A 12,426-nucleotide genomic window follows, 5' to 3' on the forward strand; every position below is an offset into this window, starting at 1 on the left:
CATCCGCCTTGCCGGGTTCTCTACAGGAGATCTTCCGGCATGAACACCGTATTTCACAAGAAGTGCCAGAAGGACTCCCCTCCCCGTTCCCTATCCTCCTCGCATTGACCTCCTTCCCTGGCCGGGCGGTCACGTCACCTCCAGGTGACGGTCAACGCGAAACCCGCCGGTAGCAACGGTCTGTGAAATTACAATCACCTGACGTGACGAACGGTCGGACTGGAGGAGCATGATCGTTTACTGTGCGGCCGCGGCCTGCGCCGTCGGCGTGGTTCTCGTGGCGAGCCGGCTCGTCCGGCGATGGCGCGGCGTCGACGACCCCGACCCCGACGGCCCGACCGCCGGGCACACCGGGGCGATGCTGTCGGCGCTGTTCCTGCTGGCGTTCGCCATCGCCATCGTCGTGCCCTGGACGACCAACGACGCCGCGCGCTCCAACACCTACGCCGAGAGCCAGGCGATCTCCGAGGCGTACTGGTCCGCGAGCCGGCTGCCGGCGCCCCACGCCCAGCACGTCCAGGCCGGGCTGAGCACGTACGTCGCCCTCGTCCGCGGCCCCGAATGGAAGCTCATGGAGCACGGCCGGCTCAGCCCCCGCGGCCAGCGGCAGCTCGACGGCCTGCGCCGCGACGTCATCGCCGTCAAGGCCGACACCGACGAGCTGAAGGACGCCCGCACCTCCGTGCTCGGCCACCTCACCGAGATCTCCGCCGCCCGCGGCCAACGGGCCATGGACGCCCGCACCACCCCGCCCCCGGGGCTGCTCGCCGTCACCGTCCTGACCGGCCTCGCGGTGGTCCTGCTGCCGTTCCTGTCGGGGGCCCGGCCGCGCGGCGCGACCCTGGTGCCGCTGTCGCTGATGGCGGCGCTACTGGCGGCCGGCACCTACCTGACCGTCGACATGTCGCACGTGTTCACCGGCGCCCTGGCGGTCCGCCCCGACGCGTTCATCGGCCTGCAGGCCGAACTGCAGCGCGTCGCCGGGGGTGGCTGACCATGCGCCCGTACGCTCTGCCCGCCGTGCTGCCCTTACTGCCCGCCGCGGTCGCCGGCGCGCTCGCCCTGCCGGCGACCGCGGCCGCCGCCCCGCCCCCGCTGCCGCTGCCCGTGCCCGATGTCAGCATCTGCATCGACGTGCAGATCGGCCTCGGCGCCGATCCGGGCGGCTCCGCCTGCGCGCCGCCCCCGCCGGACACACCAGAACCCCAGCCGCCCGAACCCGCCGAGCCCCCGGACGAACCGCCTCCCGCGCCGAAACCGGAACCCGCGGCGCCCGGCACCCCGGCCCCCGCACCACCGCCGCCAGAGCCGCACCCGCGCCCGGCGGCGGTGCGGCCCACTCCCCCACCGGCCCCGCGTACGCGACCGCGACCCGCACGTCCACGGCCCGCACCTCCACGGCCCACCGCGCCGGAGGCGGAGCCGCCCCGGGAGCACACGGCCCCCGCCGCGGTCGACATGCCGCAGCGGCGCCGCAACCCGCTGAACGCCCCGCTGGTGCTCGTGGTGATCGCGGTGGTGATCAGCGCGGGCACCGCCATCGCGTTCGCCCGCTGACGCGGGTCAGGGAAGGCGGCCCACGCCGCCGAACACCAGGAACCGCTCGGGGTCCTCCACCGTGTCGCCCTCGTCGGGACGCCACAGCGGCACGTACACCAGGCCGGGGTCGAGCAGGTCCCAGCCGTCGAAGAACCGCAGGATCTCCGCGTGCGACCGGGAGACCGCCGGAGAGGTCGCCCGGTCGTAGAGCTTGCCGATCGCGGCGGTCTTGCCCGGCTGCGCCTCGTGGGTGAGGTGGGAGACCACCAGGTGGCCGCCGGGGGCCGCGGCGTCGCGCAGCGTCGCGACGATCCCGGCCGGGTCCTCGGCCGGCTTGACCAGATGCAGCGCCGCCACCAGCAGGAACGCGACCGGCTCGGACAGGTCGATCAGCCGCTTCAGCTCCGGGTCGGCGAGGATGCCGTCCGGGCGGCGCATGTCGGCCTGCAGGATCGCGGTCCGGTCGTCGCCTGCCAGGATGCTGCGGCTGTGCGCGACGGCCACGTCGTCGTTGTCGACGTACACCACCCGCGCGTCCGGGTTGACGCTCTGCGCGACCTCGTGCACGTTGCCCTGCGTCGGGATGCCCGACCCGATGTCGACGAACTGCGCGACGCCGGCCGCCGCCACCGTGCGCACCGCGCGGCGCAGGAAGGCCCGGTTCGCCCGCGCCAGCTCCCGGGCCTGCGGCTCGACGCGCAGCAGCCCGGTCGCAAGGTCACGATCGGACGCGAAATTGTGGGCTCCGCCGAGCAGAAAGTCGTACACCCGTGCGACGCTGGGCCTCTGACTGTCGACCTCGGGTGGGATCCACTCGGAGTCCATGCATCGTCTCCCTTTCGACCGAGGGGTGCCGTCGCGGGGCGGGCTCAGCGTAACGCGGGTCGCTCGGACGTCCCCGAAAACGGGACAGCGAGGACAGATGTCCGAACAGCCCGCAGGGACGGAGCCGGTGACCGTCCTGCTCGCCCCCGACGGCAGGGTCACCGGATGGAGCGGCGGCGCCGCGCGCCTGTTCAGCCGCGCGGCCGACGAGGCGGTCGGCGCGATGCTTCCGGCGCTGCTCGGCCGCCCCGTCGCGGCCGAGCCCCTCGCGGCCGCGCTGAAAGTGGCAGGGTCCGGCCGCTCCTGGTCCGGCGTGCTGCCGCTCGCGGGCGTCGGCGTGTCCGTCACCTGCGCCCCCATCGCCTGCGACGGCGGCGCCACCGTCGTCGCGCTGACCGTGTCGCCGCCGTGGGCCGGCGGCCTGGAGCTGCTGAACGAGGCGGGCCGCCGCATCGGCTCCACCCTCGACCTGCACAGGACGGCCCGGGAGGTCGTCTCCGTCACCGTCCCCCGGTTCGCCGACGCGGGCGCCATCTACGTCCTCGAGCGGCTCCTCGCCGACGACGACCAGCCCGCCGCGGAGGCCGACGGCTCGGCGGTCGTGCGGCGCCTCGCGGTGGCGTTCGCCGAGGACGACCCGCGCGAGTGGTCCCACGAGTTCCCCGTCAACGAGGTCATCGTCTACCCGCCGTCCACCCCGTACGCCCGCTGCCTCACCACCGGAGGCATGATCGAGTTCGGCGGCGACGCCATCCAGGACACGATGGCGCAGCAGACCGGCCGCGTCATCGACGGGCTCCTCGACCACGTGTCGCTGCTGGCGGTGCCGCTGGTGACGCGGGGCCGGGCGCTCGGTTTCGCGGTGTTCAGCCGCAAGCGCGGCAGGCTGCCGTTCGCCGCCGCCGACACGGCGCTGGCCGCCGAGCTCGCCGGGCGCGCCGCGACGTGCGTCGACAACGCCTGCCTGTACCGCCGCGAGCACCGCACCGCGACCGCGCTGAAGGCCGGGCTGGTGCCCGCCGGGGTCACCGCCCCGCCGGGTCTGGAGATCGCGCACCGCTACCTGCCGGCGGCCAGCGGCGTCGGCGGCGACTGGTACGACGTGGTGCCGCTGCCCGGCGACATGGTCGCGGTGGTGATCGGCGACTCGGTCGGGCACGGCGTCACCGCCGCCGCGGCGATGGGGCAGCTGCGGGTCGCCGCGCACACCCTGGCCAGCTGCGAGTTGCCGCCCGCCGAGGTGCTGGAGCGGCTCGACTCGATCGCCCAGGACCTGGACGCCGCCCAGTTCGCGACGTGCCTGTGCATGGTCTGCGACCCGGCGACGCTGCACTGCGAGGTGGCGTGCGCCGGGCACCCGCCGCCGCTGCTGGCCCTCCCCGACGGGACGGCGCGGCGCTTCGCGCTACCGCACGGGCTGCCGCTCGGGGTGTCCGACCCGGCGCACCCGCCCGCGTACGAGCAGGCGGCGGCGGCGATCCCGGCGGGCGCCACCCTCGCCTTCTACACCGACGGGCTCGTCGAGAGCCGGATGCGCAGCGTGGACGAGGGCATCAACCGGCTGGCGTCCGCCCTGGTCGCCTCGCAGGCGGCCGGCTCGCTGGAGGCGACCGCCGACGGCGTCCTGGCCCTGCTGTCCGACCAGCAGGGCCACGACGACATCGCCCTCCTCCTGATCCGCCCGGCGCCCTGACCTGGGCTGGCCGGGCCCTGACCTGGAGCTACAGACCGGGAATCTCGTGGTTGCGGAACGCGTCCACGAAGTAGGCGTGGTCCTGGCGGACGATCTCGGCGTACTGGGTGCCGAACGCGACCATCGCCTCGACGAACGGGGACTCGTCCGCCCCGATCACGGCGTGGATGGCGTCCTCGACCTGGAAGCCCACCAGGCTGTGGTCGGAGTCGGTGTCGGACACGCAGTGCACCTTCGCGGTGGCGCGGCCGAGGTCGTCCAGGACCGACAGCATGTCCTCGGGTTCGGTGAGGCCGCCCCAGTCCAGGTCCTCCTCGTAGGGGGACAGTTCCTGGACGACGTAGCCGACCCCGTCGATCTGGGTGTGCCCGAGCCACGGGTCGCTGTTGGCCTGCAGCGCCCGGCGGGACACGGCGGTGCGGTGACCGTGGTGCTGGAAGTAGTCGCGGATGCGCTCGTCGTGGACGACGCGGCTGGGCGCGGCGACGTTGCCCTGCTTCATCGACAGGATGACGTCGTTCTCCAGCGCCTGCGTGTTGCCCTCCACCAGGATGTTGTAGGCCGACAGCCCGGCCGAGCCGATGCCGAACCCGGACGCGCCCACGATGTCCTTCACCTGGTAGGTGAGGCTGCCGAACCGCTTCTCGGTCGGGATGGTCGTCAGGTACTCCTGGTAGGCGGCCTCGACCTCGGCGCGTTCCGCGTCGTCCAGGCGGCGGACGCCGGCGCGGTCGCGGAACCGGCGGTCGGGCCCGTCCACGACCGTCATGCCCTCCAGCAGCCTGATCCGGGTGCCGCCCATCGCGGCGACGAGCACGTCGCGGACGTAGCCGTCGGTGTTGTCGAGGGTCAGCGCGAACCTCTCGTCGCCCTCGTGCGCGGCGAAGCCGCGGACCTGGTCGACGTAGGCGCGGACGTAGGCCTCGATGAGCCGCCGGATGTCGGCGTCGGAGATCGCCTTCTGCCAGGCCAGCAGCGCCAGGCTCGCGACGAGCCGCTTGACGTCCCAGGTGAAGTGGCCGACGTAGGCCTCGTCGTAGTCGTTGACGTCGAAGACGAAGACCCCGTCGTCGTTCATGTAGGTGCCGAAGTTCTGCGCGTGCAGGTCGCCCTGGATCCACACGCGGGACGTGCGCTCGTCGGCCCACGGGTCGTCGTCGTGGGCGATGTCGGCGTAGAACAGGCAGGCGCTGCCCCGGTAGAACGCGAACGGGTCGGAGGCCATCTTGCGGAAGCGGCGGCGGAACTCGGCGGGGCTGCGCTCCATCAGGTCCGAGAACGCGTCGACCAGGACGGCGACGATCTGCGCCCGGCGTTCCTTCGGGTCCCGGCCGCGCAGCTCCTCGGTGATGCTCGCCATTCTCTCTCCCTCAATGATCGGGTGAGCCCCGCCGCTGCCCCGGGGCGTTCCCGGTCATTGTGCCGAATCCGGACCCGTCCGGGAGGTGAACAGCGCGCGCACGGCCGGTTCCGACCGCACGAGGTCGAGGGCGGTCTCGGCGTGCCCGGGTACGTAGCCGTTGCCGATGAGCATCGTGACGTCGGCGGCGAGGCCCTCGGCGCCGAGCGCGGCGGCCGGGAACGAGGTCGCCATCGAGAAGAACACGACGGTGCCGCCGGGCGCGGTGGCGAGGATCGCGCCGTGCTCGCAGCCGGGCACGTCCACGCACACGACGGTGACGTCCACCGGCTCGCCGATCGCGGCGGCGACGGCGACGGGGTCGCGGGCGTCGGCGCGGACGACGGCGTCGGCGAGCCCGGACGCGGTGAGGCGGTCCTCCTCCTCGGCGGTGGGGACGAGCCCGACCACGCGGGACGCGCCGGCGCGGCGCGCGGCGGCGAGCGCCAGGCAGCCGCTCTTGCCGGCGGCGCCCAGCACGGCCACGGACGGGGCGTCCCTGGATCCGACCACCCGCGCGGTCAGGGCGGGGGCGCCGCACACGTCCATGACGGCGAGGGCCAGCGGCACCGGCAGGTCGGCGGGCAGGACGGCGGCGATGGAGCGGGCGAACAGGATCGCGTGGCCCCGCGCGGGCACCTGCTCCGACAGCCCGTCCCAGCCGGCGAGGCCGTCGGTCACGGCGAGCGGGGTGAGGGTGAGGGAGACGAGCGTGGCGACGCGGTCGCCGGGCTTCAGGCCGAGCGGCGAGACCGGCCCCGCCTCCTCCACGACGCCGACGAGCATGCCGCCGGACCCGGTGACGGGGTTGTGCATCTTGCCGCGCTCCCCGATGATCCGCAGCACCTCGGCGCGGATCGCGTCCGGGTCGCCGCCGTGCGCGGTGTGCAGCTGCCGGTAGGACGCGGCGTCCAGGTTGAGGCGCTCGACGCCGATGCGGACCTCGTCGGGCCGGATCGCCGGGTCGGCGTCCAGCCGCAGCGCGGCCTGCGGCAGGACGCCCGCGGGCTCCAGGACCCGGTGCAGCCCCACCGCCGTCCCTGTGTTCGGACCCGCGCCCGGACCCGTCCCGCCGTCGGTCATCGCCGTCCTGCCTTTCTCCCGAAATCCGCTGGTGTAGCGCAAGATGTACAGGGCATCACTGGTTTCATCGAAAGTCTTCCCGTAACGTCGGGCCTATACAAGACTTTTACGCGATCAATGTGAGGCTAGGAGGCGGTCGACGATGACCACTGCCCTGCACCCGGACGCGGCCGTATCCGGCGACCACGCGTCCGCGGAGACCGCACGCCAGCCGTACGCCTACCGGCGCCGGCCCCTGGAGGAGCCCGACTGGCGGCGCCTGCCCGGATGGCGGGACGTCACGCGGGACGAATGGGAGTCGGCGCAGTGGCAGCGAGCCCACTGCGTGAAGAACCTGCGGCAGCTCCGCCAGGTCATGGGCGACCGGCTGGACGAGAGGTTCTACGCCGACCTGGAGCGCGACCATGCCGAGCGCGCCACGATGTCGATGCTGCTTCCGCCGCAGATGCTCAACACGATGGACTCCTCGTCCACCGGCGCCTTCTACGCCGACCCCGTCCGGCGCTACATGCTGCCGGTGTTCAGCGACCGGCGCACCGACTGGCCGTCCCACCCGCACGCCTCCCGCGACTCGCTCCACGAGGCCGAGATGTGGGCCGTCGAGGGCCTCACCCACCGCTACCCCACCAAGGTGCTGGCCGAGATCCTGCCCACCTGCCCGCAGTACTGCGGGCACTGCACCCGAATGGACCTGGTCGGCAACTCCACGCCGAACGTCGACAAGCACAAGTTCACCGTCAAGCCGCCCGACCGGCTCGGCGCCATGCTCGACTACCTGCGCCGCACCCCGGGCGTCCGCGACGTGGTCGTCTCCGGCGGCGACGTCGCCAACATGCCGTGGCCGCGGCTGGAGTCGTTCGTCGGCTCGCTGCTGGACATCGACAACATCCGCGACATCCGCCTCGCCAGCAAGGCGCTCATGGGCCTGCCGCAGCACTGGCTGCAGGACGACGTCCGCGCCGGCATGGAGCGCCTCGCCGCGAAGGCGCGCGAGCGCGGCGCGCAGATCGCGATCCACACCCACGTCAACGCGGCCCAGTCGGTGACGCCGCTGGTCGCGAAGGCCGCCCGCGCGATGCTGGACACCGGCATCCGCGACGTCCGCAACCAGGGCGTCCTGCTGCGCGGCGTCAACGACACTCCCGAGGCCCTGCTCGACCTGTCGTTCGCCCTGCTCGACGAGGCCGGGATCATGCCGTACTACCTCTACATGTGCGACATGATCCCGAACAGCGAGCACTGGCGGCTCGCGGTCTGGGAGGCGCAGGAGCTGCAGCACGCGATCATGGGGTACCTGCCCGGCTTCGCCACCCCGCGCATCGTCTGCGACGTCCCCTACGTCGGCAAGCGGTGGGTGCACCAGCTCGCCGACTACGACCGCGAGCGCGGCATCTCCTACTGGACGAAGAACTACCGCACCGGCCTGGAGCTGTCCGACCCGGACGCGCTGACCCGCCGGTACGAGTACCACGACCCGATCTACACGCTGCCGGAGGCCGGCCGGGAGTGGTGGCGGGAACGTTCCGAAGCGGCCTGACGCGCTCCCCGCCCGGGACCTTTACGTTGTAGATCAGATATCGGCCGGAATATGCTCGGACGGTGGCCACCGACCTGACCGCCGCCGACCTGACCGCGGCCGTTCTGGCGGACGACCCGCATCCGCACCTCGCGCGGCTGCGGGAGCGCGAGCCGGTCGCCCGTGTCCCCGCGCTCGGCGGCTGGCTGGTGACCTCCCGCGACCTGGCGCTGCGGGTGATGCGCGACGCCCGCACCTACACCGTGGACGACCCGCGCTTCTCCACCGCCCAGGTGGTCGGGCCGAGCATGCTGTCGCTGGACGGCCCCGACCACACCCGGCACCGCGACCCGTTCGCGCGCCCGCTGCGTCCCGCGCGCACCCGCGCGAGGTTCACCGCGTTCGTGGAGGCGGAGGCCGGCCGGCTCGTGGCCGCGCTCGCCCCGGCCGGCCGCGCGGAGCTGCGCGGCGAGCTGGCCGGGCCGCTCGCCGCCGCGGTCGTCACCGAGGCGCTCGGCCTGGACGGCGTGGACGCCGCGACCGTCCGGTCCTGGTACGGGGCGTTCGTCGAGGCGGTGTCCGCGATCACGGCGGGCGGCGACGTCCCGCTGAGCGCGGCCGAGGCGTACCGGCTGCTCACCACCGCGGTTGAGGAGGCGATCACCGCGTCCCGCCCCGGTTCCCTGCTGGCCGCGGCCGCCCGGGACGAGGCCGGGCTCGGCGCCGCCGAGGTCGTCGCGAACTCCGCGGTCCTGATGTTCGGCGGCATCGACACCACCGAGGGCATGATCGCCAACGCCGTGCTGCACCTGCTCGGCCACCCCGACCAGCTCCGGCTCGTCCTGGACGACCGGGGCCTGCTCCCCGCGGCGATCGAGGAGTCGCTGCGGCTGGAGCCCTCGGCGTCGGTCGTCGACCGGTACGCCACCCGCGACGCCGACCTCGGCGGGACGAGGATCCGCGCGGGCGACCTCGTCCGGGTGTCGCTCGCGGGCGCGAACCGCGACCCGGCCGTCTTCCCCGATCCCGACCGCTTCGACGTGCGGCGGCGCAACGCGGCCGAGCATCTGGCGTTCGCGCACGGCCCGCACTTCTGCTTCGGCGCCCCCCTCGCCCGGCTGGAGACCCGGACGGCGCTCACCGCGCTGCTCGACCGCCTCCCGGGGCTGCGGCTCGACTCCGCCCGTCCGGCGCGTCCGCACGGGCTCGTGTTCCGCAAGCCGCCGCGCCTGGACGTCCGCTGGGACCGCTGAAGGCCAGTTCAGGCCCCGTCGCCCCGGCATACGGGCCCTCGGGATATGGGAATATGACGCCATGATCGTGGAACGCCGGGTCGAGCTGCGCTTCGGGGCGGAAAGCCGGGAAGCCGGGACGCACACCAATCTGTCCGCCGTGCGGCAGGACGGCCGCTGCCTGTGGGTGGCGGGCGACGAGACGGCCACCGTCGAGCGGCTGACCGCCGTGCTGGACGGGGACGGGCGCGTCACCGGCTACGAGGGGCAGACCACGGTCGCGCTCGCCGACCTCGTGCCGCTGCCCGCGGGCCCCGGCGAGGAGGCCGACATCGAGGGCCTCGCGCGCGCCAACGGCTGGCTGTGGGCGGTCGGGTCGCACAGCCTCAAGCGCAAGAAGATCAAGCCGGGGCAGAGCGAGGCGAAGGCGCGCAAGCGCCTCGCCACCGTCGTCCGCGAGGACAACCGCTTCATCCTCGCCCGGCTCCCCCTCGTCACCGGCGAGGACGGCCTGCCCGCCGTCGTCCGCGCGGACGGGGACCGCACCGCCGCCGTCCTCGGCCTGGACAAGGACTCCATCACCGACCTGCTGGAGGACGACCCGCACCTCGCGCCGTTCCTGTCCATCCCGAGCAAGGACAACGGCATCGACATCGAGGGCATCGCCGCGCACGGCGACCGCCTCTACATCGGGCTGCGCGGGCCGGTCCTGCGCGGCTGGGCGGTGCTGGTGGAGATCCGCCCCGAGACCGACCCGGGCGACCCGCGGCGGCTGCGGCTGCTGCCCGTCGGCGACGGCGGGGACCGCTACCGCACGCACTTCCTCGACCTCGGCGGCCTCGGCATCCGCGACCTGTGCCCGCACGGCGACGACCTGCTCGTCCTCACCGGCCCCAGCATGGACCTGGACGGCCCGGTGCGGGTCGTCCGGTGGCGGGGGGCGGCCACGGCGGACGCGGCCGAGATCGTCGCCGCGGACGAGCTGGAGACGCTGGGCGAGCTGCCCTACGGCGACGGCGACGACCACGCCGAGGGCATCGCGGTGCTGGACGAGCCGGGCACCCGGCTCCTGGTCGTCTACGACAGCCCGTCGCCCGAGCGGCTCACCGCGGACGGCGGGGTCGTCGCGGACGTGGTGGATCTCGGCTGACGGAACCCGAATAAGCGCTCGCTTTCACGCTCTGCTTGGATGGGCCCCGGCAACCGGCAGCACGCGAAGGGGCAGGACAGAGCATGATCGAGTGGTCCGACGAAGACCTGATGATCCGGGACGCGGTGCGCGGCTGGATCGACGCCGAGGTCCGGCCCAACCTGGACGCCCTGGAGTCGGGCGACCTCCCGCCGTACGACCTGCTCCGCGGCCTGTACAAGACGTTCGGGATGGACGAGATGGCCCGCTCGTCCTTCCAGTCCCGGATCGCCAGGGAGAAGGCGGGCGAGTCCGGGGACGGGGAGGAGCGGTCCGGCGGCGGCAACGCGGCGATGACCATGCTGCCGGTCATCGAGCTGTGCAAGGTCGCGCCCGGTCTGGTGTCGGCGATGGGCGTCGGTCTGGGCCTCGCCGCCGGAACGATCATGAAGCGCGGGACGCCCGAGCAGAAGGAGCGCTGGGCGCTGCCCCTGCTCACCATGGAGAAGGTCGGCGCCTGGGCCATCACCGAGCCCAACTCCGGGTCGGACGCGTTCGGCGGCATGCAGGCCACCGCGAAGAAGGTCGGCGACGAGTACGTCATCAACGGCAGCAAGACCTTCATCACCAACGGCCCCTACGCCGACACGATCGTCTTCTACTGCAAGCTCGACGACGGGAGCGACCCCTGCGACCGCGAGATCCTCACGTTCGTCCTGGACCGCGGCATGGAGGGCCTGGAGCAGAGCAAGCCGCTGCGCAAGATGGGCCTGCACTCCTCCCCCACCGGCGAGCTGTTCCTGAACGACGTCCGCGCCGGCGCCGACCGCCTGCTCGCCTCCGGCTCCCAGGGGGGCAAGGAGTCGGCGAAGCAGAACTTCGTCACCGAGCGCGCCGGCGTCGCCGCGATGGCTCTCGGCGTGATCGAGGAGTGCCTGAAGCTGTCGGTCGAGTACGCCAAGACCCGCGAGCTGTGGGGGCAGCGGATCGGCGACTTCCAGCTCATCCAGCTGAAGCTGGCCAAGATGGAGGTCGCGCGGCTCAACGTCCAGAACCTGGTGTTCCGGCACATCGAGATGCAGCGCGCCGGCCGCGCCCCGACGCTCGCCGAGGCGTCCGCGATGAAGCTGTACGCGGCGCAGGCCGCCAGCGAGGTCGCGCAGGAGGCGGTGCAGCTGTTCGGCGGCAACGGCTACATGAGCGAGTACCGGGTCGAGCAGCTCGCCCGCGACGCCAAGTCGTTCCAGATCTACGCGGGCACCGACGAGATCCAGGTGACGCACATCGCGCGCGACCTGCTGTCCCGCTGACCCGGGGCGGCCGAGCCGGAAATGCGCCGCCCCGCGCGAACTTTCGCGCGGGGCGCGCCGTCGGACAGGTGGGGGGCGGGTGAGGGCGATCATCCGTCCCCGCGGGCCGACGGCCCTTTCTGGACAGCCGACGATGGGGACTGGATACTCACAGCCATGGACGGTCAGCCCTCATTCCCGGTGAGAGCGTCCGACACGCAGCGGGACCGGGCCCTGCGCGTCCTCGGCGACCGCGTGGCCGAGGGCAGGATGTCGACCGACACGTTCGAGCGCCGGGTGGACCAGGTGCTCCGGGCCCGCAACCAGGCCGAGCTGGCCAGCATCGTGCACGACCTGCCGCCGCCCAGCCGCGTCGTCGACCGGCTGACCGGGCTCATCTCCTCGGTGTCGCAGGTGACGGCGCGGATCGAGGCGGCCTGGCGGGCGCCCCGGCTGCCCCGGTTCATGCTGCCGCAGGCCGACCTGAAGCGGATCGTCGTCGGCCGCGCGCCCGCCTGCCAGTTCATCCTCACCGATCTGACCGTCTCGCGCTTCCACGCCGAGATCTACCGGACCGACGAGGGTTGGATGATCTCCGACCTCGGGTCGATGAACGGCACCCGGGTGAACGGGTGGCGGCTGACCGGCCCGATCCGGGTGCGGCCCGGCGACGAGGTCGGCTTCGGCAACTCCTGCTTCATCGCCGCCGTGCCCTGAAACC

At 73.2% G+C, this 12,426-nt stretch carries 11 protein-coding genes; 8 read left to right on the plus strand and 3 right to left on the minus strand.

The annotated features are described in order from the left end of the window. Positions 1-229: 229 nt before the first annotated feature. Complete coding sequence (locus SM418_RS12725) at positions 230-994, plus strand: bestrophin-like domain (protein WP_371942089.1); 765 nt, start codon at positions 230-232, stop codon at positions 992-994. A 2-nt stretch (positions 995-996) separates the two neighbouring features. Beyond that, positions 997-1,557 carry a hypothetical protein gene (locus SM418_RS12730; RefSeq protein ID WP_371942090.1) on the plus strand — a complete coding sequence of 187 codons (561 nt, stop codon included), beginning with the start codon at positions 997-999 and terminating at the stop codon, positions 1,555-1,557. A gap of 6 nt (positions 1,558-1,563) precedes the next feature. Here SM418_RS12730 and SM418_RS12735 read toward each other — a convergent pair whose 3' ends face one another. Beyond that, complete coding sequence (locus tag SM418_RS12735; RefSeq protein WP_371942091.1) at positions 1,564-2,364, minus strand: SAM-dependent methyltransferase; 801 nt, start codon at positions 2,362-2,364, stop codon at positions 1,564-1,566. Positions 2,365-2,461: 97 nt separating this feature from the next. On the opposite strand from SM418_RS12735, the gene SM418_RS12740 reads away from it, so the two are divergent. Further along, positions 2,462-4,057: a SpoIIE family protein phosphatase gene (locus SM418_RS12740; protein ID WP_371942092.1), complete on the plus strand. Its 1,596-nt coding sequence runs from the start codon at positions 2,462-2,464 to the stop codon at positions 4,055-4,057. Positions 4,058-4,085: 28 nt separating this feature from the next. Here the strand turns inward: SM418_RS12740 and SM418_RS12745 are convergent, their stop codons facing one another. Then, positions 4,086-5,417, minus strand: a complete 1,332-nt coding sequence (locus SM418_RS12745; RefSeq protein WP_371942093.1) for a DUF2252 domain-containing protein — start codon at positions 5,415-5,417, stop codon at positions 4,086-4,088. 54 nt (positions 5,418-5,471) lie between these two features. Further along, on the minus strand, positions 5,472-6,488 hold the full coding sequence (kdd, locus tag SM418_RS12750) for an L-erythro-3,5-diaminohexanoate dehydrogenase (protein WP_371942094.1): 1,017 nt from the start codon (positions 6,486-6,488) through the stop codon (positions 5,472-5,474). A gap of 193 nt (positions 6,489-6,681) precedes the next feature. Here kdd and SM418_RS12755 point away from each other — a divergent pair, with 193 nt between their 5' ends. From SM418_RS12755 to SM418_RS12775, 5 genes are all read left to right on the plus strand, one after another. Continuing rightward, positions 6,682-8,076, plus strand: coding sequence for a KamA family radical SAM protein (locus SM418_RS12755; protein WP_371942095.1), 1,395 nt, complete (start codon positions 6,682-6,684; stop codon positions 8,074-8,076). Positions 8,077-8,138: 62 nt separating this feature from the next. Then, on the plus strand, positions 8,139-9,308 hold the full coding sequence (locus tag SM418_RS12760; RefSeq protein WP_371942096.1) for a cytochrome P450: 1,170 nt from the start codon (positions 8,139-8,141) through the stop codon (positions 9,306-9,308). A 61-nt stretch (positions 9,309-9,369) separates the two neighbouring features. Then, the gene (locus SM418_RS12765; protein WP_371942097.1) at positions 9,370-10,437 is read left to right on the plus strand and encodes a DUF3616 domain-containing protein; all 1,068 of its coding nucleotides are present in this window, start codon (positions 9,370-9,372) and stop codon (positions 10,435-10,437) included. Between the two features lie 83 nt (positions 10,438-10,520). After that, positions 10,521-11,726: an acyl-CoA dehydrogenase family protein gene (locus SM418_RS12770; RefSeq protein WP_371942098.1), complete on the plus strand. Its 1,206-nt coding sequence runs from the start codon at positions 10,521-10,523 to the stop codon at positions 11,724-11,726. 156 nt (positions 11,727-11,882) lie between these two features. Next, complete coding sequence (locus SM418_RS12775; RefSeq protein ID WP_371942099.1) at positions 11,883-12,422, plus strand: FHA domain-containing protein; 540 nt, start codon at positions 11,883-11,885, stop codon at positions 12,420-12,422. The last annotated feature ends 4 nt before the right edge of the window (positions 12,423-12,426 follow it).

It is taken from the genome of Actinomadura chokoriensis (genome assembly GCF_041463665.1).
Lineage (GTDB): Bacteria > Actinomycetota > Actinomycetes > Streptosporangiales > Streptosporangiaceae > Spirillospora > Spirillospora chokoriensis_A.

What these genes read in the sequence shown, in the direction of transcription:
- SM418_RS12755 (WP_371942095.1), top strand. Translation starts at nt 6,682, where the DNA reads ATGACCACTGCCCTGCACCCGGACGCGGCCGTATCCGGCGACCACGCG.
- SM418_RS12735 (WP_371942091.1), bottom strand. Translation starts at nt 2,364, where the DNA reads ATGGACTCCGAGTGGATCCCACCCGAGGTCGACAGTCAGAGGCCCAGC.
- SM418_RS12740 (WP_371942092.1), top strand. Translation starts at nt 2,462, where the DNA reads ATGTCCGAACAGCCCGCAGGGACGGAGCCGGTGACCGTCCTGCTCGCC.
- SM418_RS12745 (WP_371942093.1), bottom strand. Translation starts at nt 5,417, where the DNA reads ATGGCGAGCATCACCGAGGAGCTGCGCGGCCGGGACCCGAAGGAACGC.
- SM418_RS12775 (WP_371942099.1), top strand. Translation starts at nt 11,883, where the DNA reads ATGGACGGTCAGCCCTCATTCCCGGTGAGAGCGTCCGACACGCAGCGG.
- SM418_RS12765 (WP_371942097.1), top strand. Translation starts at nt 9,370, where the DNA reads ATGATCGTGGAACGCCGGGTCGAGCTGCGCTTCGGGGCGGAAAGCCGG.
- SM418_RS12725 (WP_371942089.1), top strand. Translation starts at nt 230, where the DNA reads ATGATCGTTTACTGTGCGGCCGCGGCCTGCGCCGTCGGCGTGGTTCTC.
- SM418_RS12770 (WP_371942098.1), top strand. Translation starts at nt 10,521, where the DNA reads ATGATCGAGTGGTCCGACGAAGACCTGATGATCCGGGACGCGGTGCGC.
- SM418_RS12730 (WP_371942090.1), top strand. Translation starts at nt 997, where the DNA reads ATGCGCCCGTACGCTCTGCCCGCCGTGCTGCCCTTACTGCCCGCCGCG.